The 23,901-nt window shown below is 60.7% G+C and carries 21 protein-coding genes; 12 read left to right on the forward strand and 9 right to left on the reverse strand.

Features of this window, described 5'->3' with window-relative positions:
• Positions 1 to 444 precede the first annotated feature (444 nt).
• Entirely contained in the window at positions 445 to 1,950 is a 1,506-nt protein-coding gene (gene menE / locus ACIQTZ_RS12200) for an o-succinylbenzoate--CoA ligase (RefSeq protein ID WP_402980923.1), read from the reverse strand.
• A gap of 367 nt (positions 1,951 to 2,317) precedes the next feature.
• On the opposite strand from menE, the gene ACIQTZ_RS12205 reads away from it, so the two are divergent.
• Positions 2,318 to 3,097 carry an IclR family transcriptional regulator gene (locus ACIQTZ_RS12205; protein ID WP_402980926.1) on the forward strand — a complete coding sequence of 260 codons (780 nt, stop codon included), beginning with the start codon at positions 2,318 to 2,320 and terminating at the stop codon, positions 3,095 to 3,097.
• 38 nt (positions 3,098 to 3,135) lie between these two features.
• Here ACIQTZ_RS12205 and ACIQTZ_RS12210 read toward each other — a convergent pair whose 3' ends face one another.
• The gene (locus ACIQTZ_RS12210) at positions 3,136 to 3,552 is read right to left on the reverse strand and encodes a MarR family winged helix-turn-helix transcriptional regulator (RefSeq protein WP_402980929.1); all 417 of its coding nucleotides are present in this window, start codon (positions 3,550 to 3,552) and stop codon (positions 3,136 to 3,138) included.
• 184 nt (positions 3,553 to 3,736) lie between these two features.
• Here ACIQTZ_RS12210 and ACIQTZ_RS12215 point away from each other — a divergent pair, with 184 nt between their 5' ends.
• From ACIQTZ_RS12215 to ACIQTZ_RS12245, 7 genes are all read left to right on the forward strand, one after another.
• Positions 3,737 to 4,675 carry an SDR family oxidoreductase gene (locus ACIQTZ_RS12215; protein WP_402980932.1) on the forward strand — a complete coding sequence of 313 codons (939 nt, stop codon included), beginning with the start codon at positions 3,737 to 3,739 and terminating at the stop codon, positions 4,673 to 4,675.
• Position 4,676: 1 nt separating this feature from the next.
• Complete coding sequence (locus ACIQTZ_RS12220; RefSeq protein ID WP_402980935.1) at positions 4,677 to 5,570, forward strand: amidohydrolase family protein; 894 nt, start codon at positions 4,677 to 4,679, stop codon at positions 5,568 to 5,570.
• A 220-nt stretch (positions 5,571 to 5,790) separates the two neighbouring features.
• Positions 5,791 to 6,246, forward strand: coding sequence for a MaoC family dehydratase (locus ACIQTZ_RS12225; RefSeq protein ID WP_402980938.1), 456 nt, complete (start codon positions 5,791 to 5,793; stop codon positions 6,244 to 6,246).
• 95 nt (positions 6,247 to 6,341) lie between these two features.
• Positions 6,342 to 7,871 (forward strand): class I adenylate-forming enzyme family protein, encoded by a 1,530-nt coding sequence (locus ACIQTZ_RS12230; protein ID WP_402981124.1) that lies wholly within the window; start codon positions 6,342 to 6,344, stop codon positions 7,869 to 7,871.
• 31 nt (positions 7,872 to 7,902) lie between these two features.
• Entirely contained in the window at positions 7,903 to 8,652 is a 750-nt protein-coding gene (locus ACIQTZ_RS12235; protein WP_402981127.1) for a TIGR03084 family metal-binding protein, read from the forward strand.
• Positions 8,653 to 8,948: 296 nt separating this feature from the next.
• Positions 8,949 to 10,427 (forward strand): MFS transporter, encoded by a 1,479-nt coding sequence (locus tag ACIQTZ_RS12240; protein WP_402980941.1) that lies wholly within the window; start codon positions 8,949 to 8,951, stop codon positions 10,425 to 10,427.
• Positions 10,428 to 10,430: 3 nt separating this feature from the next.
• Entirely contained in the window at positions 10,431 to 11,027 is a 597-nt protein-coding gene (locus ACIQTZ_RS12245) for a TetR family transcriptional regulator (protein WP_402980944.1), read from the forward strand.
• 292 nt (positions 11,028 to 11,319) lie between these two features.
• Here the strand turns inward: ACIQTZ_RS12245 and ACIQTZ_RS12250 are convergent, their stop codons facing one another.
• From ACIQTZ_RS12250 to ACIQTZ_RS12280, 7 genes are all read right to left on the reverse strand, one after another.
• Positions 11,320 to 12,528 carry a cytochrome P450 gene (locus tag ACIQTZ_RS12250; protein ID WP_402980947.1) on the reverse strand — a complete coding sequence of 403 codons (1,209 nt, stop codon included), beginning with the start codon at positions 12,526 to 12,528 and terminating at the stop codon, positions 11,320 to 11,322.
• Between the two features lie 24 nt (positions 12,529 to 12,552).
• Entirely contained in the window at positions 12,553 to 13,551 is a 999-nt protein-coding gene (locus tag ACIQTZ_RS12255; protein ID WP_402980951.1) for a PDR/VanB family oxidoreductase, read from the reverse strand.
• 74 nt (positions 13,552 to 13,625) lie between these two features.
• On the reverse strand, positions 13,626 to 14,606 hold the full coding sequence (locus tag ACIQTZ_RS12260; protein WP_402980954.1) for an IclR family transcriptional regulator: 981 nt from the start codon (positions 14,604 to 14,606) through the stop codon (positions 13,626 to 13,628).
• A 164-nt stretch (positions 14,607 to 14,770) separates the two neighbouring features.
• Positions 14,771 to 16,336 (reverse strand): tripartite tricarboxylate transporter permease, encoded by a 1,566-nt coding sequence (locus ACIQTZ_RS12265; RefSeq protein ID WP_402980957.1) that lies wholly within the window; start codon positions 16,334 to 16,336, stop codon positions 14,771 to 14,773.
• 11 nt (positions 16,337 to 16,347) lie between these two features.
• Positions 16,348 to 16,839: a tripartite tricarboxylate transporter TctB family protein gene (locus ACIQTZ_RS12270; protein ID WP_402980959.1), complete on the reverse strand. Its 492-nt coding sequence runs from the start codon at positions 16,837 to 16,839 to the stop codon at positions 16,348 to 16,350.
• A complete protein-coding gene (locus ACIQTZ_RS12275) occupies positions 16,836 to 17,849 on the reverse strand; it encodes a Bug family tripartite tricarboxylate transporter substrate binding protein (RefSeq protein ID WP_402980962.1) in 1,014 nt (337 codons plus the stop codon). The genes ACIQTZ_RS12270 and ACIQTZ_RS12275 overlap by 4 nt, the downstream gene beginning before the upstream one ends.
• A 177-nt stretch (positions 17,850 to 18,026) precedes the next feature.
• Positions 18,027 to 18,911 carry a GntR family transcriptional regulator gene (locus tag ACIQTZ_RS12280; protein ID WP_402980964.1) on the reverse strand — a complete coding sequence of 295 codons (885 nt, stop codon included), beginning with the start codon at positions 18,909 to 18,911 and terminating at the stop codon, positions 18,027 to 18,029.
• 190 nt (positions 18,912 to 19,101) lie between these two features.
• Here ACIQTZ_RS12280 and ACIQTZ_RS12285 point away from each other — a divergent pair, with 190 nt between their 5' ends.
• From ACIQTZ_RS12285 to ACIQTZ_RS12300, 4 genes are read left to right on the forward strand one after another with little or no spacing between them, the layout of a single operon-like run.
• A complete protein-coding gene (locus ACIQTZ_RS12285) occupies positions 19,102 to 19,983 on the forward strand; it encodes an amidohydrolase family protein (protein ID WP_402980967.1) in 882 nt (293 codons plus the stop codon).
• 32 nt (positions 19,984 to 20,015) lie between these two features.
• Positions 20,016 to 21,371 (forward strand): 2-hydroxycarboxylate transporter family protein, encoded by a 1,356-nt coding sequence (locus ACIQTZ_RS12290; RefSeq protein ID WP_402980970.1) that lies wholly within the window; start codon positions 20,016 to 20,018, stop codon positions 21,369 to 21,371.
• Between the two features lie 40 nt (positions 21,372 to 21,411).
• A complete protein-coding gene (locus tag ACIQTZ_RS12295; protein WP_402980973.1) occupies positions 21,412 to 22,497 on the forward strand; it encodes an isocitrate/isopropylmalate dehydrogenase family protein in 1,086 nt (361 codons plus the stop codon).
• Positions 22,498 to 22,527: 30 nt separating this feature from the next.
• Positions 22,528 to 23,901 (forward strand): NAD-dependent succinate-semialdehyde dehydrogenase, encoded by a 1,374-nt coding sequence (locus ACIQTZ_RS12300; protein ID WP_402980976.1) that lies wholly within the window; start codon positions 22,528 to 22,530, stop codon positions 23,899 to 23,901.

Here is a 23,901-nt window from a genome sequence, read left to right on the forward strand (position 1 = left end):
CTTGGTCCACGAATTGGGAGCCGGACCAGTCAACATGGTGGACTGCTCTGCATTAGGTCCTGGGACGCCAAAGTCCACTCGCTCCCACCAGGTCAAGGTCTTACGCGAAGCCGGGGTCATCACTAGCGAGCTCTTTGGCCGCAACCGGAGACTGACGCTCAGGCGAGCCGATCTGGAGGCGAAGTTCCCTGGACTACTTGGAGCCGTACTTTCAACGCAGGAGGCCCGCCCACCGCAAGGTTTCAGCAGCGAATCTGAACATTTTTCTGGCTTGGGAAATGACCTGTGACACGGCTTAGGAGCAACAGAATCCGACGAATCGCTTGGCGCCACCGTAGCGCAGCCCAGATCCTTGCGAGCCCACGGAGCGTGCCCTGCGACGACATCTCCAGGGTCAAAGCGAACTGGGCGCGCTCAAAAAGTGGCTTGACCTGCAGCCCACGGCTAGGGGCGCGAGGCCTGCAGCTGGTCCCGGAGGACGTTTTTCCGTATCTTTCCGGACGCCGTCCGGGGCATGTCGTCGACCATAGTCAATGTCTTGGGAACCTTGTAGCGGGCCAAGCGGCCGGCCAGGTACCTCTGGACCGTTTCGTTCGTAAGCTGGGCGCCTTCGCGCGGCACCACTACAGCATGCGGAACTTCACCCCATTTCTGATCAGGCACCCCGATGACAGCCACGGCCAACACCTCGGGCAATTCAAGGATCACTGCCTCTACTTCCGCCGGGTAAATATTCTCGCCGCCGGAAATGATCATGTCCTTGAGCCGATCTGAAACAAAGAGGTAGCCCTCAGCGTCGACGTAGCCGATGTCCCCGGAGTGGAACCATCCGTCTTCGAAAGCGTCAGTGGCGTCCGGGCGATGCCAGTACTCCTTGATGACGTTGGGGCCAGAAATAAGGATCTCACCTTGCTCGCCCGCCGCCCCGACCACACTGACGTCAGTAAAGAACAGGGGCAGCCCGGAAGAGCCGACCTTTTGGCGGGATTTCTCCTCGGGCAACGTAGTGGCACCCGGCGAAGTTTCCGTCATTCCATAACTCATAGTGAAGGCCAGTCCTCTTTCCTCGTAGGCCTCGATGACTTTCAACGCAATGGCGGAACCACCGCATGTTAGGCGCCTTAGACAGGAAAGATCCGCATCCTTCCAACTTGGGTGTTCCATAAGCATCTGGAATGTTGTCGGGACACCGGAGAGGGAAGTGACCTCGTGTTTCTCGATCAACTGCAGAACCCTCCCGGGCTCGAACTTGGACTCCAGGACAAGTGTCGAGCCTTTTAGGACTGCCGGCAGGACCCCCATTCCCAGCGACGCAACGTGAAACATCGGTGAGATCATCAGTGATACATCGTCGCTGCGCACGTCGAAATCCACCAAGGCGTTGACGCAGTTCCACGTGAAGTTGCCGTGCGTCAGACAGGCGCCCTTGGGACTACCTGTGGTTCCGGATGTGTAGAGGATGGCGGCCAGATCGTCCAGCGTAACGGGCACATCCTCACCCCATGGCTCGGCATTCTCCCGCAATGACTCCAATGCGCGTGCGGCATCGTGGTCCCCGTCACCGACGTTCCACCGGGCTAAGTCCAGTCCACGGGCAGCCGGCTCTGCCAACCCCTCCAGTGACGCGTCATGGATCAGAACTACTACCCCGGCATCCTTGAGTTGATAGCGGATTTCTGGCGCGGCCAGCCGCGTGTTGAGGGGCACTATTACAGCGCCAAGCATCCCAACTGCGAAGAAGGTCTCTAGAAACTCCGGACTGTTCTCCCCAAGGAATGCCACGCGGTCGCCCGGGCGGACCTGATGCTCAGACAGGGCAGTTGCAAGCCGCGCAGAACGGTTGTGTAACTGCTCATAGCTCAGCGTTCGGTCTCCGTGAATCACTACGGCCTTGGACCCAGATTTCTTCAGCCGTCGGCCCAGCCAGGACCCAAGTCCTTGGTTTTGCATGGTTAGTCTCCTTGGAAGATATGGGTCTGAGTAATGGCAGGCCTGGTACAGGTCCTGCCTGTGGACCCCTCTACGTTGACGGGCCAGCGCCCAGCCAGGCTCGGTTCTGGACTACGAGGGGGATCGTTGTGGCTGCACTGAAAAACCTGGAAGTGAAGGACAACTCCGTCCCCCACCTTGTTGAATCGGTGCTCCATGCCCGGCTCAAGCTGCGGTGCCCTGACAGGCGAATTCCGAACTCCCGACTTATCCGGGCCGCTGGCCGATCAGGTCAGCCGGAGAGAAGTTCCCTACCTCCGGTCAGACTTTGCGCATCCCACCGTTGCAATCATGATGTGAGTCACAGCCGGTTTATCATCAAATTCGCATGAAACGAATATGTAGGAGAGAAGTGGCAAAATATTCTGCAGGAAGGTCCGGACTCTCTCGGGCAGTTCAGGTACTGGAAGCCTTTGATCCAAGACGAAGCGAATTGACGCTGACACAGGTGGCCGCCCGGACGGGAATGTCGCTCAGCACCGTCCATGGAATCGTTGGCGAGCTGTTGGACCTTGGGCTGCTCGAGCGGCGAGGGCGAGAGCTGATTCTGGGTGTCAAACTTTGGGAACTCGCAGTCCGCGCACCCGGCGTATTCGGACTGCGGGAATGTGCCCGCCCCTATCTTGAGGAAGTACGGGACAAGCTCAATCAACACGCCCAGCTGGGAATCCTTGAAGGGACTGACGTGCTGTATCTGGAACGTCTTTCGGCGGCGGAATCCACGGTGAACTTCACGCTCGTTGGCGGCAGATTCCCGTGGTATGCCACCTCAAGCGGACTCGTCCTGGTTGCAGGGCTAGAATCCGAAGAGCTGAGCCGCGTACTCAGCGCGCCGCGCCCCAAATTCTCGAGGGAACCGACAGAGAGCAATTCCGTCCTGCTCACGCGCCTAGCGCGGGCCAGGCAGGAAGGGCATGCCGTGACCAGTGGCTACCTCCACCAAGGCTCGACCTCCGTGGCAGTGCCGATCGTGGGACCCTACGGTAGAGCCGTCGCTTCACTTTCGGTGATAGTTCCGAGTGAAGGTTTCCACCTGGCATCAGTTCTAAAGGTAGTGGCACCGGCAGCCCGCGCAATAAGCGCCAAAATGAAGAATCCGGCGGGCTGAGTCAGGTTGGCACTTGCCGGTTCGGCTGCTGGGCAGTATCACGAACGGATATGGCACAGAGCCTTCTTCAACAAAGATCTGAGCTGAGAGACCTCACCTTCAGTGAAGGCTGAGAGTTGATTTTTTTCGCAGTCCTCCAACGTCCGGCGGGCATTCTCGTGGAGCTCATTACCGGCCGGGGTCCCGGTGATGATCTTTGCGCGCCTGTCACGCTTGCCCTGCGTCCGCTCAATCAGGCCGCGCCCCTCCAGATCATCAACCAAGCTGACAATCTGGCTCGGATCGAGGCTGAGGAAATCGGCAAGTTCGCGCTGCGTAGGTTCAAGCCCGCTGCAAGCCAGAGCAAGCACGGAGAAGGAACGCTCCCTCAGGCCAAAAACCGCCAAGGCCTCATTGTTCAGGGCCGACGTCGTTGAATGTAATTTGGCGAGCAGCAGCCCCATGGCGTCACCCATCTGAGATCCTGCAAGCCTTGAACCACCGGCATTCGTACCCTGCACAGCCCCACCTCTCAATAGTAGAAAACATGGATCATTGACATTTTCAATGATAAATCTTTACATTGATCTACACACAAGGATCTCACGCTGCGGGCAGGAGGATCTGCCGGCAACCGTGTGGACTAGTTAGGGAGTAAGCATGAGCTTGAATGGCAAGGTCGCGATCGTCACCGGGAGTGGGCAAGGCCTGGGTCTTGCATATGCGCGGGAGCTGGCGCGCCAGGGTGCAGCGGTCATAATTAACGACGTTAACCCGGATACAGCAGCTCAGGCTGTAGCGATTATCAACGCGGATGGCGGCCGGGCAGCCAGTGTTGTTGCTCCTGTAGGAACTGCCGAAGCGGCTCGGGCCCTGGTGGCAGGAGCCGTGGAAAATTTTGGCGGCTTGGATATCCTCGTGACCAATGCGGGCATCCTTCGGGACAAGAGCCTGCTGAAGATGACCGATGAAGACTTCGACTTGGTGATCAATGTCCATCTGAAGGGAACTTTCACCTGCGTCCGTGAGGCATTCGCACACTTCAAGCAAAACGCCATCCCGGGCCGCATCATCACCATTGGTTCCCCCACCGGGCAGCGGGGCAATTTCGGCCAGACCAACTACGCGGCGGCAAAGGCTGGAATAGTAGGCATGGTGCGCACTTGGGCGCTTGAGATGAAGAAGAGCGGAGTAACGGTCAATTCGGTTATTCCGGTGGCCGCCACGGCGATGACCAAGACGGTACCGTACTTCCAGAAGGCGATAGAGGCTGACGAAATGGGCCGGTCTATGCCGTCCTTCTTCCGTCACGATCTCGGCTTTGGCACGGCTCAGGATGTTGCGGGGCTTATCGCCTTCCTGGCCTCAGATCAGGCTGCAGGCATTACTGGGCAGGCCATCGGCGCCGGGGGAGACCGGCTCCAGGTGTGGTCGCATCCGACCGCGGCCACGACCGAATACCGCGAGGGCGGGTGGAGTTACCAAGCGCTGCAAGACAACGCGCTCAGGCTCTTCGGCCACGAAGCTCTCCAAAGCTACGGCGAGGACCTCCTGCCGTTGCCCGAAGAGCTTAGGCCCGAACCGGCCCAGGCGCAGTGACATGGCCGCCCTCCGATACGAGTTGGGAATTGACGCCACCAGGCTTGAGGCCATCGACATGCATGTTCACCTCGAGGTGGATAGCTGCGGCCATAACTCCCTACCCGGCATACTGTCTGAAGCTTCCGCAAAGTATTTCAAGGCTCAAGACCGCAGCCCATCGCTGGATCGGATCGCGGAGCTGTATCGCGAACTGAACATGGCGGCCGTCATCTTTACCGTGGATGCGCGGACCCAACTTAAGCACGAACCCAACAGCATTCCGGAGCTCATCGCGGGCGCAGCCCGCAACAACGATGTATTGATTCCGTTCGGCAGTGTCGACCCCAGGACAGGGGAGGATGCCATTGCCAGTGCCAAACATCAGGCGTTGGAGCTCGGTGCTCGCGGTTTCAAGTTCCACCCTAGTCTCCAGGGCTTCGATCCATCTGATGGGCGCTTTTACCCACTCTGGGAGACCCTCGAAACGCTTGGACTGCCATCGATCTTCCACACTGGCCAGAATGGAATGGGCGCGGGGCTCCCCGGAGGCCATGGCATAAAGCTCGCCTTCTCCAATCCGCTTCTCTTGGATGCTGTTGCTGCCGATTTCCCCGGGCTGCAAATCATCATGGCCCACCCATCCGTGCCGTGGCAGGATGAGGCAAACTCAATTGCAACGCACAAGTCGAACGTGTTTATTGACCTGTCAGGCTGGTCTCCGAAGTATTTCCCGGAGTCGTTGGTGAAGGGCTCCAACTCGTACTTGCAAGACAAAGTCTTATTTGGCTCAGACTATCCGCTGATCACACCGCAAAAATGGATGGGCGCCTTCGCCCAGTTGCCGATCAAAGACGAGATCCGCCCCAAGATCCTCAAACATAACGCTGTCCGGCTCCTCGGTTTGGGCAGTTAGCCAGCCCAGGGGCCCGCCGCTCAAGTCGCTACCGGTTCTTACCTCTTAGCCCGGAGGAACTGCCGGGCAGGGTCATCTCTGGATTCATGCGGTTCCCTGCTCCCTCTCGACCGAAACGTTCTCCTCCGTGACCACGCACACCAGTCGCGACATCCACTGGTTGAACGCCACACCATAATGCATTCATTCCTCCTTACCGACCACCCCTCAGGAGCCCAAAATGTCAAAGCTGATCGTCGATTTCGACTCCCTTCCCACCATGACCGGGCAGAATCTTGGCTTCACCGACTACAGGCAGATCAGCCAGGAACAGGTAAACCTTTTCGCAGACGCCACTGACGACCACCAGTGGATCCACACGGACCCACAACGCGCCACAGAAGGACCTTTCGGAGGACCAATCGCCCACGGCTTCCTCACGCTCTCCCTCATCATTCCCTTCTGGGGCGAGCTGCTGGACGTCGAGGGTGTAACAACAAAAGTCAACTACGGCCTTGACAGGGTCCGTTTCACCTCGCCGGTAAGAGTCGGTTCCAAGGTGCGCATGCAGGCAACCATCGCCGAGGTCGCTGAAGTCAAGGGCGGCGCCCAAATCAAGGTCAATGCCACCATCGAGATTGAAGGTCAGGAGCGTCCCGCAGTCGTGGCAGATTTTCTGGCCCGTTTCTACAAGTAAAGACAGGCACAGCCTGATTGCAATTCCCCCTCTCTTTCAAGGGTTTCCAGGTCGTTGCCGTCCGGCTGACCTGACACGTTCTGATGGGACAAATGATGATAGAAAAAGTGTTCTGGATCTCGTACCACGCTCGTCGTCGTCCAAATCATCCTGCCATTGTCGACCGAGGCACAGGACAGACACTGTCCTACAAAGAGCTTGATCAGCGGATACAACGCCTTGCCGCGGTCTTGGCCGAACGGGGCGTTTCGGCAGGAGACCGGGTGGCCGTCCTTAGCCTGAACAGCCTGCATGTCTACGAGACCCTGTACGCCTGCGCCGTGCTGGGCGCGATCATGGTTCCCTTGAACTTCCGGCTGGCTGCGCGCGAGATCCAGCAGATCATGGACGATGCCACACCGACCATGATCCTGCACGACGATGTGCATCGGGCCCTTGTCACAGCCGTCGTGGGGGAGGACACGCCGATCAGCGTTCTCGAATGGGCCTCGGCAGCTGACGGCAACCGAAACGCCAGCAGCTACGAACGGGCGATCGAAGCCACCGTTGCACGGAACAGTTTTCCCGCCGCTGAGGTCAACCTGCCTTGGGTCATTATTTATACTTCGGGCACCACTGGTATGCCCAAGGGTGTGGTGCATACAGTGGGCTCCGTCATGGCAAACCTGATTAACTCAGCCATGGCCTACGACGTCACATCCAGAACCCGATGCCTGACGGTCCTGCCCATGTTTCACGTTGCGGGCTTGAACCTTCTCGGAAATGACGTGCTGTTCCAAGGTGGAACGGTCACCATCATGCAAAGCTTCGACGCGCGGACGGCGCTGGGAATCCTTTCAGATCCAGCGGAAAACATAACGCACTTCGGTGGCGGTCCGCCCGCTGTGCTCAACATGATGAGTTCGTTGCCGGAGTTCGAGGAGACCGAGCTGCCGCCTTTCCTCGGCGCGGTTGGCGGTTCCCCTGTGCCGGACAGTCTTATCCGCCGATGGGATGCTAAGGGCGTGAGGATTATCCAGGTCTTCGGAGCCACTGAAGCAGGTTCGACAGTGCTGGCTCCCGGCGCAAATACGCCGGAAGGCTTTGTCGGGCAACCAGCAGCCTTGGCGGAAGTCGATGTCCGCGGTCTAGACGGTGCGAGCCTGGAGCCTGGCTTCACAGGCGAGTTGTGGATTCGGGGTCCGATGCTCATGAAGGAGTATTGGCGTCGGCCCATCGAGACGGGGGCCGTCTTTGACGACGGCTGGCTACGCACCGGAGATATCGTGACCCGGGACCGCGACGGGAACTGCCGTGTCGTAGGCCGGGGAAAAGAGATGTTCATCAGCGGCGGGGAAAATGTGTACCCGGCCGAAATCGAATCGGTGCTGTACGACCATCCAGCCATCCACCTCGCCGCCGTCGTCGGGGCACCGGACAAACGGTGGGGTGAAACCGGTGTTGCATACGTCGTGCTCAAGAAGGGGGCCAGCACCTCCGAACACTGCTTGCGTGATTGGTGCCGGGAACGGCTGGCCGGATACAAGGTACCCAGCCAGTTTCTCTTCTTGGACGAGTTGCCGCTGGGGGCTTCGGGGAAAATCCTTAAGCGCGAACTCCAAAGAGGAGTTCCTCCTGCTATCTGAACCCAGCCCAGAGGATATTCTTCGCCGAGACCTGCGGCGGGAGGGCGAAGCGCTCGACCAACTGGTCGCAGCACTCCCGCCATCCGCGTGGGCCTTGGCCACGCCAGCAGAAGGCTGGACCATCGCCCATCAGATCGCGCACCTGACGGCCACTGATGAAAACCTCCTGCAGGCCCTCATGGACCCGCAAGGGTTTTCGCTGAGGGCCTCCAAGATGGCCGAAGATCCCTCTTACGTCGACAAAGAAGCGGCTCGGGCAGCCACGGAAGGTTCCACACAGATGCTCGCGCGGTGGCGGGCCGGCCGTGCCGCGATCCTGGAATCCACCGAGGGAAGGAACCCCCGTGACCGTGTGCCGTGGTTCGGCCCCGACATGTCTCTACTGACAGCTTTGACGGCCCGCCTCATGGAGACCTGGGCCCATGCCCAAGACGTGGCCGATACCCTGGCGGCACCATATCCCGTCACTGAGCGCCTGAAACACGTCATCACACTGGCCATACTCGCCCGTGACTACGCGTTCCGCACGCACGGGTTCCAACCGCCCCAGCAACTTTTCCGGATTTCCTTGGAAAGCCCAGACGGTGGCCTCTGGACTTGGGGGCCAGACGACGCCCAAGAATCCGTCACCGGTGTCGCCCTTGATTTCGCACTCCTGGCGGTCCGTCGCAGGCATCGCAGAAATAGCCGGGTGTTCCCTACCGGGCCGCTCGCTGATCGGTGGCTTGATGTAGTCCAAGCTTATGCAGGGTCCCCCGGAACGGGGCGCGAGCCAGCGTGAACACGTAAGCCGCCGGTCATCCAAGTTTGCCGCCCGCACCACCAGGCCTCACGTGATCGGAGGCTGACCTGATCGCCCCCAAGCGGATTGACAATGCCTCGGTCCCGCCTATCAACACTGAAGTACCTGCTCAAGGTTGAACGGGAAGACTCAACAACGACCGGCAGGTAGACAAGCGCAAACTGTACCGTCCGGTCGGTATAGTTATATTTATGACCCCGGATCCCACAGCTCCCGCCCAAGACGTCCCCTATCGTCGCCGATGGGCTGCCCTATGGGTTTTGATCGGGGCAGTCATGCTCCTCGCAGTCGATGGCACGGTCCTGGCCCTGGCCGTTCCGGCCTTGGTTCGGGATCTAAGCCCAGACGCTGCAGAGATTCTCTGGATAGGTGACATCTATTCGTTGGCTTTGGCTGGGCTTCTGGTGACCATGGGTAGCCTCGCGGACAGGATAGGGCGCAAGCGGCTCCTGCTCATCGGCAGTGCTGCATTTGGCGCTGCGTCCATCCTTGCCGCACTTTCGATAAATCCGACGATGCTCATCGGTGCCCGCTTCCTCTTGGGACTGGCTGGTGCGACAATCATGCCCTCGACCTTGTCGATTGTTCGCAGCATGTTCTCAGACCCACGTGAACGGACTCGCGCTATTGCGATTTGGTCTGCTGCAAGCGCCGGGGGAATGGCACTGGGTCCATTGGTGGGCGGCGCCTTACTGGAACATTTTTGGTGGGGCTCCGTCTTTCTGATCAACGTACCCATCATGATGTCCATTCTGATAGTGGGTAAACTGCTGCTACCCGAATCAAAGAATCCTCACCCCGGGCCGTTCGATCTTGTTTCGGCAGCACTATCGATGGTGGCTATAGTTCCGTTGGTTTATGTGGTCAAGCACATCACGACCAAGGGGCTGGACGGTTCGGTAGCGCTTTGGTTCCTCGTTGGCGTCGGCGCATCCGCAGTATTTGTGCACCGGCAGCGTAAATTGCCTGCTCCCTTGCTGGATATCGCACTGTTTCGGAACCGGGCATTCAGCGGAGCGGTGATAGCCAATCTCATCGCGATCTTCGCACTGACTGGCACGCTGTTCTTCTTTTCGCAGTATTTGCAACTGGTCCGTGAGCTGAGCCCCCTTCAGGCCGGGCTCTTGGAACTGCCAACAACCTTGGCGTCGATGGGCGTAGTGACAATTGTGGCTTGGGCGTCGCGGACGTTGGGGCTCGGAAGGGCAATCGCGTTGGGACTCGCCACAGCCGCGGGAGGACTGTTGCTGATCGCGGCGGCCGAAGGGAGCCAAGACGTTGTCTGGCTTATCCTGGCGCTGATCCCGATCGGGCTGGGAGTCGGGCTCGCCATGACGCTCACCACCGACGCCGTCGTCTCCGCGGTGCCGACATACAAAGCGGGATCGGCGTCAGCGATCGCGGAGACGGCTTACGAGCTCGGCGTAGCGTTCGGCATAGCAGTTCTGGGCTCCGTAGTATCCCTGACCTACCGTTCGGCTTTGGTGCTGCCGGACGATGTCACAGGGAACATGATGGTTGCTGCACAGGACTCATTGGCGCAGGCGATGGCTGTACTGGCACCGGGATCGGCTCCTGCACTTGCGGCGAAACACGCCTTCATGACGGCCATGCAGACCACCGCCGTCATCGCCGCTGCAACTGCTACGCTGGCCGCCGCAGTAGCCTGGTTGACGATCCCTTCACATCGTGAGCGTTCTTCCGCGAAGATCTTCCGTGAAGGCACACCGTCAAATGAAAGTCAGGAGGTGTGATGTATGGCGCGAACCGCAGGCCGGGCATCCAGTGAGACCCAACGTCTCATTCTTGAAGCGGCCGGGTTGATTTTCCGCACCCGCGGTGCCCAGGCAACGCTCGACGACATCGCCCGCGCCGCCAGGCTGTCCAAAGGCGGGCTCACCTACCACTTCGCAAGCAAGGACGATCTGATTCGAGCCGTTATAAGCCACAAGCTCGAGGAATTCCGACTCGCCGTACAGGCACAGAAGGACCTTGCGGATACGCAGCCAGGATCACTGACGAGGGCCTATGTTCGCGCCTCGCTGTGCCGTGTCGAAGGCGATGAAGAACTACAAATTCGGGAAGAAGCGTCCCTGATGACGCAACTCATGGTCATTCCACATGTGGTTGACTTGGCCCAGAAATATGCGCGGGCGTGGAACGAAGACCTATTGGCGGACGGGCTGCCGGCCGGTATTGTGCGGCTCGTGGTCGCAGCAGCCGACGGCGCCGGCAGCTCCATCCTGTGGGGTGCGGGCCTGGCACCGACGGCCAGGGCTTCCCTGGAACAACAATTGCTTGGTCTGACCTATCCATCCTTGGCTTGGGATCACCTGAACGTACTGCGCGCGTAGTTCCACTGGGTTCCACTGGGTCAGATGAAACGCGGCTTCTCCCGGATCGCCTATGAACGAATATGGCCGACCAGGTCAGTCGGTCTCCTCGCGGGCTCGATGCCGACCTGCGTTACCTGGCCGGGCATCGCCCGCACCCGACGACCAGCTGCTGAAGTCCGTGAGCCACGCTGAAGAGGATCCTCCAGCGCTGACACGGGAACTGTACGGTTTCAAATCAGCGGAGCCCTGCCAAGGGGATTGACCATATGGCGATCAGCCCCGGTAGAGATTACCTTCCCCTAACCGCGATTCAGGCCAATTTAACCTCCACAGGCAGCGATTCCCAGGAGCGCAGGGTGTTGTTGTGGTGTCGCTGGGTTGGTCCGGATACTTTGATTGAGGAAACTCGGTCGGCCAATGCGGTCAGCACTGTTGCAGCTTCGAGGCGCGCAATGTGTTGGCCCACGCATTGGTGGATGCCAAACCCGAAGCCGACGTGGCCTGAAGGATCACGATCGAGATCGAACGCGTCCGGTTGCTCCCAGCGGCGGGGGTCGCGGTTGGCGGACCCGAGGAACATGAGGATTTTCCTGCCTTCGGGTATGAGACTTCCACCGACCTCAATGTCACGGGTGGCGGTGCGGAAAAACGTTTGAACGGGTGATTCGAGACGCACAGCTTCATCGAAAGCGATACGGGCAAGAGACGGGTTCTGCCGGAGACGATCCCACTGGCGCGGATTGGTGGCGAAGGCGTAAAGAACGGCGGCCAGGCCGTTGACGGTCGTGTCCACCCCGGCGGTCAGCAGGGACCTGACGATCAGAGGAGCTTGGGCCTCTGTGATATCGCCCTTGTCCGCCGCCGCCCAGATACGTGCACCGAAGCCGTCGGAAGTAAGCACGTGTCTGGCACAGTTCGCAGCAATCGAGGCCGACAGTTCACCTACTCGGGACGCTCCTTTGGCGACGAGCTCGTTCGGTGGCCCAAAAGCGTTGAAGACATGGTCACCGTATGGCAGGAGATCTTTGCGGCCGGCTTTTGGAATGCCCACGGCGTCCGGGAACACGCGGAGTGGGAAGACTGCGGCCAGGTCTTTGACAGCGTCGAACTGCTCTCCTTTCGCCAGCAATTCGTCAACGAGTTGTGCCGCATCTTCTGCCCAGGACTCAGCCAGACGGCCGATTTCGCGTGGACCCAGAATCTTTGTAAGCACCGATCGAGGCGCGTCGTGATGTGGCGGATCCGCCTCCAGGAGAAGACTCGGCGGCCGCCATGGCTTCTCGTACCGAAAGTTGCTTAATCCGACCCCTGCGGCGGACTGGAAGGTTTGCCAGTCAATCAGGGCTGATTGGACCTCCTGGTAGCGGCCCATGGCGTAGACCTGGTACTTGTTCAAAAACACCACTGGTCCGGCGTCCCGCAGATCGGCCTGAAAGGGAAGCGGGTCCTCCAGGACCTCGTAGCTGAAGGGGTCCGCGTCACTGACGGGCAGATCTAAAGTAGAAAGCGTTGAATTCATAGCTGGTCCTTTGTCAGAAAGCGTTTAGAGGTCGATCATGAGATGGTCGCTGCGAGAACGTGAGACACAGGGAAACATGCAGCGGCCGGAGGCCCGTTCTGCTTCGTCGAGGATGGAGTCTCGGTGATCGGGGTCCCCGCCCAGTACGGTTACCTCGCATGTTCCGCACGTACCTTCCCTGCATGACGTGAGGATATTGACTCCTGCTTTCTGGACTGCGTCCAGGATGGTCTGGTCAGGGGTCACGGTCACCGACAGTCCTGAACGGGCAAGTTGAACCTCGAAGGCTGTTCCCCGGGCCGGGGCCCCTTGTTGCTTGGCTGCGAAATGTTCTACGCGCAACAGTCCCACGGGCCAGTTCCTGCAGTGCTCTTCGACCGCGGTGAGCAGCGACCGGGGGCCACATACGTAGACCTTGGTTTCCTCTTTCGGCCCGGCGAGCTGCTCCAGCAGATCGCAGCGTCCCGATTCGTCTTTAGCGACGACTACCACGCGTTCACCGTAGCCAGCTAGTTCGTCAAGAAACGCCATGGTCCTCCGGGACCTGCCAAGGTAGAGCAGTTTCCAGTCTGCTCCCATCAGGTCCGCCTGCCGGATCATAGGAAGCAGGGGAGTGATACCAATGCCGCCGGCGATGAACAAATACTCTTCGGATGGAGCCAGTGGAAAGTTGTTGCGCGGTCCACCCAAGCCAAGGACGGCCCCCTCTGTTAGATCGTGATGGATGTATGCCGACCCGCCGCGCCCATGATCTTCGTGAAGCACAGCAATGCGGTAACTATAGGGATCCCACCGGTCGCCGCAGAGTGAGTATTGCCGGCTCGTCCCAGTAGGTAGGACAACGTCTATGTGCGCTCCCGGAGTCCAGTCCGGCAGTCTGCGGCCTCCTGGGTGGTTCAAAGTCAAAGCTACGACGCCATCGGCGGCTTTGATTTTCGCGCCGACTACCAGCTTCAGCTGCGCCGCATCTGCTGCATGGTTGCTTCCGATGAACATCTTGGCTCCTTTGCTCACGTTGTTCATTCTTAGACTGGCGTCAACGTAGCGCAGGTCACTACATGATTCTCAATGATTGAGATGAAAGATCGAGAACGGGCTCAGAAGTCTGTCAGGTGGGGTGCAGTTGGGTAGGCCATGGACCGGGAAACCGCGGCCGCGGCCGCTTGAAGAACTGCGATGCGCGAGCGGGCAGAATCATCATTTGGTACTATCGCCGCCAAGGCAGCCACGACCCGCCCCGTTGGATTGCGCACAGGCACGGCTATACCTGTGGCATCCGGGTGGATGTGCCCAGCCAAGAAGGCAAAGCCTTGTTGGCGAACGTCGGCCAAGGCCCGTCGCAGCTGGAACGCAGTGGAGATGGTCTGCGCCGTGTAGACCTCCAAAGGCTTTGAAAGAATCTGTTCCTGCTGTTCGGTCGGAGCGTAAGCCAGCAGGAGCAGGCCAGCGGACGAAGCATGCAACGGCAGTCGCCCTGCAACACGGGTGAAATTGACGACCGCCCCAGGTGCTGTCAAACGTTCCACGAACAGGACGTCGTCGCCTTCCATGACGCCGAGCTGGATGTGCTGGCCGATGATGCCGTGCAGGTCCTCCATCATTGGCATGGCCGCCTCGCGAAGGCCCTGTGTCGGTGAGGCGCGCGAGACAACTTCCCACATCCGCACGCCGATCATCACCCTCCGCTTCGCATCGCGTTGTAGCCAGCCGAGACCGCACAATTCCTCAACCAAACGTGATGCCGTTGCAATATGCAGGCCAGATCGTTTAGCAATTTCGGTGACCGTTAGGCCAGTGTCGCCAGCGGCGAAAGATTCCACGATACGGACAGCGCGGGAGAGTACAGACTCACCGCTTTGAGTGCGGGGCATAAGAAGTATGCTCCCGCGCCCAAAGTTGACTGTCCAATCTCCATCCGCCTCCACGGCTTCACTCGGGTAACCCGATGTCAATGGCGGGGTATTGCACCTCGCATCCGATTGTGACTTTGGTGCCGACCTCCAGGCCCACGCGTAATGCCTTCTAACGGACGTGCCGCGCCATTGTGCACAGCCTAACGAAAACTTGTCAGACTTCATTCGGTGAATCCTCGCTTCCCTACACCTGACTTCGGCGGTCGTGTCACTGAGAGTTCAGGAAGCGGAGCTACTGATTCAGTCATTCTGATGACGGGAATGCAGAATCTAAAAACGGTGACGGCTGAGAAAGCCCTCAGCCGTCACCGTTGTGGTAGTCGTTAGTGCTAGTGCTTTTCAGGTCCCGATGCGGCGGCGTGTTCGAATTCCGGGAGCACACCGACGTCCTTAGCCGTCCGGCGTTCCCAGCGCTTCATAACCTGCGGCACGATAGCCACGAGGATCACCACTACATAGGCTGCGATGGAGAATGGCGTGGAAACCAGCGCACCGAAATCGCCGTCTGCGATGGACATGGCCCTGCGGAGTTGCGTTTCTGCCAGGGGGCCGAGGATCGCTCCGATGATCAGTGGTGCTACGGGGAACCCGTATTGGCGGAGGAAGTATCCGAGGACGCCGATGATCAGCATGATGAAGACATCGAAGACGGATCCGTTGATGCTGTAGGCGCCGAGGAGGGCGAAGGTGGAGATTCCTGCGTACAGATACGGCGTGGGAATGAGTAGCACCTTGGCCCACAGCCCGACCAGCGGAAGGTTGAGGAGCAGCAGCATGACGTTGCCGATCAGCAGGGCCGCGACCAGTCCCCACACCAGTTGTGGTTCCTTTTCCAGCAGCAGCGGGCCGGGTTGGAGGCCGTACTGCTGGAAGGCGACGAGAATGACGGCGGCTGTTGCCGACGTCGGGAGCCCTAGGGTGAGCAGTGGCATGAGTGAGCCGGCGGCGTTGGCGTTGTTGGTTGCTTCGGGTCCGGCGACGCCTTCAATGGCGCCCTTGCCGAATTCCTGCGGGTGCTTGCTGAGCTTCTTTTCCAATGCGTAGGACAGGAAGGTGGGGATTTCGGAGCCGCCGACGGGGATGGCACCGAGTGGCCAGCCGATCGCTGTTCCGCGGAGCCAGGCGGGCCATGACCGCTTCCAGTCCTGCCTGCTCATCCCCGTCATGGACTTCCCGGACTTGTTTTTGAGGTCCAGGAGTTTGGGTTTGCCGGGCCGCATTTTGGCCGCGAGGTAGATGGCCTCTCCCATGGCGAAAAGAGCCACGATGAGGACTACGGTGTCGATGCCGTCGAGGAGCAGCGGTACGCCGAAAGTGAATCGGGCGGAGCCGCTTTGAGCATCGAGGCCGATGATGCCGATGACCAGGCCAATGGCAACGCTGACGAAGCCGCGGGATGCCGATGATCCGAGCAGGGCACCGACGGTCATGAAGGCTACGACCATGAGGGCGAGGTAATCGGAGGGGCCAAGTCCGATGGCGATGTCGACGACGTAGGGTGCGCAGAACGCGAGGGCAAGGGTTGCGATGGTGCCGGCGACGAAGGAGCCGATGGCTGCGGTTGCCAGGGCTGCGGCCGCCCGGCCGGCCCGTGCCATCTTGTTTCCTTCGATGGCGGTCATCATTGAGCCGGACTCGCCGGGGGCGTTGAGCAGGATTGATGTTGTGGAGCCGCCGTACATGGCTCCGTAGTAGATGCCGGCGAACAGGATGAACGCGGCAGATGGTGGCATGTTGTAGGTGACCGGCAGGAGCAGGGCGATGGTCAGTGCCGGGCCGATGCCAGGCAGGACGCCGACGAAGGTTCCGGCGATGACGCCGAGCAGGGCGAAGAGCAGGTTTTCCGGTGTCGCGGCGACCGCGAATCCCTGGATGAGCCCGTTGATTCCTTCCATGGAGAACTTCCTTAGAGGATGCCTGCCAGCACGCCCGGCGGTAGGTAGATGCCCAGGGGTCGTGTGAACAGGAGGTAGATGGCGAAGGACAAGGCGACGGAAGCGACGGCGACCCGCCAGCCGAGCCGGGCACCGAGCGTTACGGCGATGCCGAAGAACGAGACGGCACAAGCTATGACGTAGCCGGCGGGTTCGAGGAGGACAGCGAACGCCAGGATGGAGGTGAGGAGCAAAGCTACGCGCTTCTTGTTCATGGGCAGCGATGGGTCGACGAGTTCGCCGTCTTCTGGTGCTGCACTGTTGCCGCGTAGTACGTCCACAATCACGAATGCTGAAGCTGCGGTCAGCAGCGCGCCGATGATGTAGGGGAAGAACCTTGGGCCGACATTGCTGGCGGCAAGGGGTTCGTTGATGAAGGTGGTTCCCACGAGGATGAAGATGCCGAGCGCGAGGGTGAGCCCGGCGAAGACGAGCTCACCCTTGCTTTTGATGCTGGTGATCATGCCAGTCCCAGCGTGGTCAGGATGTCGTGGGTCTTGGCTTGCTGGGATTCCAGGTCGGCCTTGAACTTGTCGCTGTCCAGGTACTCGTCGGACCAGCCGTTGGTCTTTACGGTTTCTTTCCAGGTCTCGGTCTCGACGAGTTTTGCGAAGACATCGGACAGGGCTTTGCGGTCGGCGTCGCTGACACCAGGCGGGGCGAAGATGCCGCGCCAGTTCACGAGGACGGCGTCGGGGTAGCCAGCGTCCGTGATGGTGGGAGCATTCGGAGCAACATCGATCGGCTTGTCCGAGGACACCGCGAGGATCCGCAATTTGCCGGCATCGACTTGGTCGCCGAATTCGTTGTAACCGGCGATTCCCGCGGCAACCTTGTTGCCCAACAGGGCAACGAGGGCCTCACCGCCACCGGAAAAGGTCACGAAATTGACGTCAGCCGGCTTGACTCCTGCGTCCTTGACGAGGGTGCCGCCCCAGATGTGGTCGACGCCGCCCTGGTTGCCGATGGCAATCGGGTTGGCTCCGGGGTTGGCTTTGAGAGCGGTCAGAAATTCCTTCAGAGTCTTGTAGGGCGAATCGGCGGGCACAACGATTACCTCGTATTCGCCGATGAGCCGGGACACCGGGGTGAGGTCGGTGAGCTTGTTGGGAGCGGAGTTGGTGATGGTCGCTCCGACCAAGGAAAGGCCGCCGAGCATCAGGTCTTTGGTCCCGGACTTCTGGACGAATTGGGACAAGGCGACAGTACCGCCGGCACCCTGGGTGTTCCGTACCTCGATCTTGTTGCTGAGCTTTTCGCCTTTCAATGCCTTCTCCAGAGCGCGGGCTGTCTGGTCGTAACCGCTGCCCGGCCCCGACGGGGCATCGATAGTGATCTCCTTTGCTACCGAGCTGTTGGAGGCAGCATTCGGGTTGGTCGCGGCGGGGCCGCAGGCTGTGATGGATACCGTTGCGGCGAGGGCAGCGGCTGCGGCTGCCACCAGCCGACCGCGCCGGAGGGAACTGATCTTCATTGATTCATCCGCTTTCGTTGGGTGCGTCGAGTGACGTGCGCAACAAGCATGACAACGAAGATGGTTTTTTACAAGCTAAAAAACCAAAACACGGTATTTTAGTTCCACAAACAACCACGGCCTCTGGCGCACGAAATCAGCTTGTGGTGACCGGCGAGTCGGTATGCGGCTTCGCAGCTAGCGGGATTTTTCGCTACCGACGGTGGAGAGATGCCGGCGCAAGTGGTCCGAGGCGGCCTGCAGTTCGCCCGCGAGCAGGAGTCGGGCCAACTCAACGTGCTCGGCGCACCGCAGGACCGCCCGTTCCGGGACGAGTGCTTGCCGGTATTCGATCAGTCGGCGCAGCCTGTTGATGCGAGCCAGGCTTTCGATGAAGAAGTCATTGTTGCTGCATTGGGCCACGGTTTCGTGGAAGCGGGTATTCAGATCGAATAGTTCCGATCCGGTGACGGTGAAGATCCTTCCGTTGACCAGATCCTGCTGCTCGGCCATGCGTTCCCTAATGCCCTCCCGGTCCAGGATGAAGGTGTCTTCCAGGATGGCGGCAGGTTCGACGACGAGTCGGAAGTGGTAGCTGTCCCGGTAGGATTTCACGGAGGTCAGAACGGGGAGGAACTCCCACCCATAGCCGGGCAGTGGCGAGATCCAGCCTTCAGCAGAGATCCGCAGTAGCAACTGGCTGACCTGGCCGCGGGTTAGATCGTAGCGCCGCATGAGCGCGTTTTCTGTGATCCGCTCAGGGATTGCCTCGTTGAGCCTGTCGGCAGCAATGCGCATGTAGGCACTGTCATCGCTTGTGGTGTCCTCGGTCTGGCCCTGCGCCACGTCGGAACCGGTTCTAGCTACGATATATCCGCCACCGTCGGTGCGGGACAGGGTTCCCTCGCGCAGGAGTTCCTGCAGTGCCTTGCGCACCGGGGAGCGGGAGACCCGCAAGCGGTCGGCGAGGAAGCGTTCGGTGATCCGCTGACCCAGGGCAGGGGCCTCATCCCGCAAGTATGTGCGGATCTCGGCTTCGATCATGGAAGTCAACTCGGTACTTCCCGTGGCACTCACTGTCACCCATGACTCCGTTCACTGCGCTGAATACACAACCAACCGTAGCGGTCGCTGCGCGTCACAGCTCCTTTCTGGTATTTTATCCCATCAAAAACCGGCTAATGGTTTTTTATGCTTGCAAAAAACCATTAGCGGTCTTACGCTTGTGGTGTTTGTCAATGACGGGCAACACACCGCAGTGAGGGAGTTTCCAATGTCAGATGTGATCCATCGCGTAGTACCTGAAGGGTCTATCGACACCCACGTACACGTCTTCGACCCCACGTGGTTCGCCTATGCGGAGGACCGTGACTACACTCCCGCGGAAGCGAGCCTTGAAGACGTGCAGGCCCACGGAGACTCCCTCGGACTGGAGCGATTCGTCTTCGTGCAGCCCAGTGTCTATGGCACGGACAACTCCGCACTGTTGGCGGCCCTGAAGCTCCATGGGGCCGAGCGCTCCAGGGGAGTGGCCGTCGTGGGGCCTGAAACATCCGACGGCGAACTGGCCGTCCTCCACGCCGCTGGCGTGCGGGGGTTGCGGTTGAACGTCAAGTCAAACCCCGACGGCGGCAAGGCTGACATCCGCGGTCCGCTCGGGACTCTCATGGAACGGGCCGAACCCCTTGGCCTGGCGGTTGAGTTGTTCTGCAGCGCCACGTCACTGGCCAACGCGGCCGACATCATCGCCGGCTCGCGGGTACCGGTCATCCTGGACCACTTCGGCGGTGTCAAAGTCTCCGACGACGGCAAAGTCCACGGCCTCGAACAGGTCAAAGAATTGCTGTCCCTGCCCCACGTATGGGTCAAGCTCTCGGCACCCTACCGCGTAGCTGCGGAAGGGGCCGCATCGCCGGCCATCCCCGGCATCGTGCAAACACTGTTCGACGCCCGGGCCGAACGCCTGGTCTGGGCGTCCGACTGGCCCCATACCGGTGGCGGCGCCGACCGCAAACGCCGGGGAACCGCCGTCGTCGAGCCCTTCCGAGACATCGACGATGTCACGGAAACCAGCAATTTCCTCGCCTGGCTCCAGACCGCCGGTGCGGCCCGGCAAATCCTCGTGGACAACCCCACCAGGCTCTTCGACTTCTAAACCCTTCCCAACAACTCTTTCCGAGGACGACGATGTCTACTCCAAAAACCAACACCGCATCCCAACCAGCGGCAACCAAGGGAGGCGTCATTCCCAAGGGGCGCGCCTTCTGGTGGAAGCTCATGGACACCGATGTCGGCATCATTCCCTTGCCGGTGTATCTTCTCCTGATCATCCTTCTGATCGCCTTTACGGCCACCAAGGGTGTCACCGGTGAACTGGCCATGGTCATTGCGATCTCCGCAGTGTTCGCCTTTACCCTCGGTGAAATCGGCAACAGGCTGCCTTTGGTCAGGCAGATCGGCGGCGCTGCGATCCTGGTGACCTTTGTCCCGTCCCTGTTGGGCTACCTCGGCCTCGTTCCCGAGCCGATGAAGAAAGCCGTCGGTGACTTCTTCTCCTCCAGCAAGGTCCTGAACCTTTTCATCGCCGCCGTCATCGTCGGCTCGATCCTCAGCATGGACCGCCGGATCCTGATCAAGGGCTTCCTGAAGATTTTTGTCCCTCTGCTGGCAGGCAGTGTCCTTGCCATCGTGTGCGGCACCGCCATGGGCACCCTGCTCGGTTTGGGACTGCACGACACGTTCTTCTTCACCGTCGTTCCCATCATGGCCGGCGGCGTCGGTGAGGGTGCGATCCCGCTGACCATCGGCTACTCCTCGATCCTGGGAATGGACCAGGGCGAAGCGCTGGCCCGGGTCCTGCCACCGATCATGGTCGGCAACCTGACCGCGGTCCTCCTCGCAGGCATCCTGTCCCTGATCGGCAAGAAGTTCCCCCACCTGACCGGCAACGGCCAGCTCCAGCCCGGCGGAACCGACATGCTGGACGAAAAAGAAGAAGAAAAGCCCGCCGGACTGGACCTGAAGGCCATCGCTGCGGCCGGTATCACCGCCGTCTCCCTCTACCTCCTCGGCGTCCTCGCCTTCGAACTCTTCGACTGGCCCGCACCGGTGGTCATGCTCTTCGCTGCAGTGCTCCTGGCCCTCGCCCACGGCGTCTCGCCCCGCATCCAGGCCGGCTCCAAGGTCGTCTACAAATTCGCCCTCACCGCGGTCGCCTTCCCCATCCTGTTCACCTTCAGCCTGATCCTGACCCCGTGGCAGAGCCTCGTGGCAGGGTTCGCCCCGGCCAACCTGATCACCATCGTCACCACGGTGACCGCGATGGTCGGCGGCGGGTTCCTCGCAGCCCGCTGGGTCAAGCTGCACCCCGTGGAATCGGCCATCGTCGCCAGCACGCACAGCGGCATGGGCGGAGCAGGCGACATCGCCATCCTCACCGCCAGCAACCGCATGCGCCTGATGCCCTTCGCCCAGATCGCTACCCGCATCGGCGGTGGCCTCACCGTAGCCGGCGCACTCATCCTCATCAGCATCATCAAGTAACTCTCTCCATACCCCCTGAAACTTCGCGAAAGGCACCATCATGAAAATCCTCGTACTCCCCGGCGACGGCATCGGCCCCGAGATCACGGAAACCACCCTGGACGTCCTCAAGACCGTGGACCAGATCCATAGCCTTGGACTTGAATTCGAGCAGAAAGACATCGGCCTCAAGAGCTTGGCCGAGCAGGGCACCACCCTCCCGGACGCCGTCATGGAACGCATCCCGCAGGTGGACGGCGTCATCCTCGGCCCCGTCTCGCACTACGACTACCCGTCCAAGCAGGAAGGCGGCTTCAACCCCTCGGCCGAGCTCCGCGTCCAGTTCGAACTGTTCGCCAACGTCCGTCCCTGCCGCTCCCGCGACGGCCTGAGCATCCTGCGCACCCCCATGGACCTGGTCATCGTTCGCGAAAACACCGAAGGCTTCTACTCTGACCGCAACATGTTCGCTGGAACCGGCGAATTCATGCCGGACGAAAACATGGCACTCAGCGTCCGGAAAGTCACAGCCAAGGCGTCCGAACGAGTCGCCCGTGCCGCTTTCGAAATCGCACAGGGCCGCAACAAGAAGGTCACCGCGGTCCACAAGGCCAACGTCGTCAAGCTCTCCGACGGGCTGTTCCTCCGTGAAGTCCGCAAGGTCGCCGCCGAGTTCCCCGACGTCCAGCTCGAAGAACTGATCGTCGACGCGGCCGCAGCACTGTTGATCCGCAAGCCCCACGAGTTCGACGTCATCGTCACCACCAACATGTTCGGTGACATCCTCTCCGACGAAGCCTCCGAACTCTCCGGAAGCCTCGGCCTCGGAGGCTCGCTCAACGCAGGCCACAACATCGGCGTGGCACAGGCCCAGCACGGCTCCGCCCCGGACATCGCCAACCAGGGCATCGCCAACCCCACCTCCTTGATTCTCTCCGCCGCCATGCTCCTGGACTGGCGCGGCCGTCGCGACAACAACCCTGCCCTCATCGCGGCAGCAGCCGACATCGAAATCGCAGTCGAGACCGTTCTCGCGAACCCGCTCACCCGCACCGGCGACATCGGCGGCTCTCTCGGCACCCGCGAATTCGCGGATGAAGTCATCGCAACCCTTCCCCGCGAACGCGTCGCCCAAGCAACCGCCTAACCACCACCATTCTCGTTCGAAGGAACAACCATGATTTCGACTATCAACCCAGCAACGGGTGAACACGTCCGGTCTTTTGATGCCCATACCCCGGAGCAGGTTGATGCTGTTCTGGATGCTGCTGTCGCGGCGCAGAAGCAGTGGCGCCTGGTCCCGGTGGAAGACCGTGTCCAGGTGTTGCGGAACACCGCGAAGGTACTCCGTGAGAACAAGGCCCAGTACGCTGCCCTGATCACCCTGGAAATGGGCAAGCCCGTGGCCGAGGCCGAGGCCGAAATCGAGAAGTGCGCGGTCACGGCCGATTACTACGCCAAAACCGCACCCGCCCATCTGGCGCCGGAGTCCATTGCGTCTTCTGCTGCGTCGTCCGGTGTGGTGTTTGATCCCCTGGGCGTGGTGTTGGCGATCATGCCGTGGAACTACCCGTTCTGGCAGTTCTTCCGCTTCGTACTCCCGGCCGTCGCCGCCGGCAACGGGGCCATTCTGAAGCACGCCAACAACGTTCCCCAGGCCGCGCTGGCGGTGCAGGACGTCATGGACCGGGCGGGCCTGCCTGCCGGGTTGTTCGCCACCGTCCTGATCGAATCCAGCCAGGTGGCGGGCCTGATCGCCGATGACCGGATCGCCGCCGTCACGTTGACCGGGTCCACGCAGGTCGGTTCCATTGTGGCGTCCCAGGCAGGGTCTGCGTTGAAGAAGCAGGTCTTGGAGCTGGGTGGTTCGGACCCGTTCATTGTCCTGGCGGACGCCGACGTTCAGGCCGCAGCGAAGACCGCGGTGAAGGCCCGGTTCACCAACAACGGACAGTCCTGCGTGAACGCCAAACGCTTCATCGTCCACGAAGACATCGCCGATGAGTTCGTGGCCGCGTTCACCGCCAACACCCAGGCCCTCATCGTCGGGGACCCGACCGACCCCGCCACGACCATCGGCCCGATGGCCCGGGAGAACCTCCGCACGGAACTGCACGACCAGGTCACCCGCACCCTCGCCGCCGGCGGCCAACTGGTTCTGGGCGGGAAGATCGTGGACGGGCCCGGGTTCTTCTACGAACCCACCATCATCGACCACGTCGCCCCTGGCCAGGCCGCGTTCGATGAGGAAACCTTCGGTCCCGTCGCCGCGATCATCCGCGTGAACTCGACCGAGGAAGCCATCACCCTGGCCAACCAGTCCGAGTACGGCCTCGGCGCCGCCCTCTGGACCGGTGACACCGCCACCGCCACGGCTGAGCTGCTGCCCAGAATTGACGCCGGTGCCGTGTTCATCAACGGCATGGTCGCCTCCGACCCACGCCTGCCCTTCGGCGGGATCAAGAAATCCGGGTACGGCCGCGAGCTCGGCTCCTACGGCATCCGCGAATTCACCAACATGAAGACCTTCTGGACCGGCCCAGCCAACTAA

The organism is Paenarthrobacter sp. NPDC090520 (genome assembly GCF_044769205.1).
In the GTDB taxonomy this organism is placed as follows: domain Bacteria; phylum Actinomycetota; class Actinomycetes; order Actinomycetales; family Micrococcaceae; genus Arthrobacter.

What these genes read in the sequence shown, in the direction of transcription:
- ACIQTZ_RS12205 (WP_402980926.1), top strand. Translation starts at nt 2,318, where the DNA reads ATGAAACGAATATGTAGGAGAGAAGTGGCAAAATATTCTGCAGGAAGG.
- ACIQTZ_RS12225 (WP_402980938.1), top strand. Translation starts at nt 5,791, where the DNA reads ATGTCAAAGCTGATCGTCGATTTCGACTCCCTTCCCACCATGACCGGG.
- ACIQTZ_RS12300 (WP_402980976.1), top strand. Translation starts at nt 22,528, where the DNA reads ATGATTTCGACTATCAACCCAGCAACGGGTGAACACGTCCGGTCTTTT.
- ACIQTZ_RS12215 (WP_402980932.1), top strand. Translation starts at nt 3,737, where the DNA reads ATGAGCTTGAATGGCAAGGTCGCGATCGTCACCGGGAGTGGGCAAGGC.
- ACIQTZ_RS12260 (WP_402980954.1), bottom strand. Translation starts at nt 14,606, where the DNA reads ATGAAGTCTGACAAGTTTTCGTTAGGCTGTGCACAATGGCGCGGCACG.
- ACIQTZ_RS12265 (WP_402980957.1), bottom strand. Translation starts at nt 16,336, where the DNA reads ATGGAAGGAATCAACGGGCTCATCCAGGGATTCGCGGTCGCCGCGACA.
- ACIQTZ_RS12270 (WP_402980959.1), bottom strand. Translation starts at nt 16,839, where the DNA reads ATGATCACCAGCATCAAAAGCAAGGGTGAGCTCGTCTTCGCCGGGCTC.
- ACIQTZ_RS12285 (WP_402980967.1), top strand. Translation starts at nt 19,102, where the DNA reads ATGTCAGATGTGATCCATCGCGTAGTACCTGAAGGGTCTATCGACACC.
- ACIQTZ_RS12230 (WP_402981124.1), top strand. Translation starts at nt 6,342, where the DNA reads ATGATAGAAAAAGTGTTCTGGATCTCGTACCACGCTCGTCGTCGTCCA.
- ACIQTZ_RS12250 (WP_402980947.1), bottom strand. Translation starts at nt 12,528, where the DNA reads ATGAATTCAACGCTTTCTACTTTAGATCTGCCCGTCAGTGACGCGGAC.
- ACIQTZ_RS12210 (WP_402980929.1), bottom strand. Translation starts at nt 3,552, where the DNA reads ATGGGTGACGCCATGGGGCTGCTGCTCGCCAAATTACATTCAACGACG.
- ACIQTZ_RS12240 (WP_402980941.1), top strand. Translation starts at nt 8,949, where the DNA reads ATGCTCCTCGCAGTCGATGGCACGGTCCTGGCCCTGGCCGTTCCGGCC.
- ACIQTZ_RS12295 (WP_402980973.1), top strand. Translation starts at nt 21,412, where the DNA reads ATGAAAATCCTCGTACTCCCCGGCGACGGCATCGGCCCCGAGATCACG.
- ACIQTZ_RS12220 (WP_402980935.1), top strand. Translation starts at nt 4,677, where the DNA reads ATGGCCGCCCTCCGATACGAGTTGGGAATTGACGCCACCAGGCTTGAG.
- ACIQTZ_RS12275 (WP_402980962.1), bottom strand. Translation starts at nt 17,849, where the DNA reads ATGAAGATCAGTTCCCTCCGGCGCGGTCGGCTGGTGGCAGCCGCAGCC.
- menE (WP_402980923.1), bottom strand. Translation starts at nt 1,950, where the DNA reads ATGCAAAACCAAGGACTTGGGTCCTGGCTGGGCCGACGGCTGAAGAAA.
- ACIQTZ_RS12290 (WP_402980970.1), top strand. Translation starts at nt 20,016, where the DNA reads ATGTCTACTCCAAAAACCAACACCGCATCCCAACCAGCGGCAACCAAG.
- ACIQTZ_RS12255 (WP_402980951.1), bottom strand. Translation starts at nt 13,551, where the DNA reads ATGAACAACGTGAGCAAAGGAGCCAAGATGTTCATCGGAAGCAACCAT.
- ACIQTZ_RS12245 (WP_402980944.1), top strand. Translation starts at nt 10,431, where the DNA reads ATGGCGCGAACCGCAGGCCGGGCATCCAGTGAGACCCAACGTCTCATT.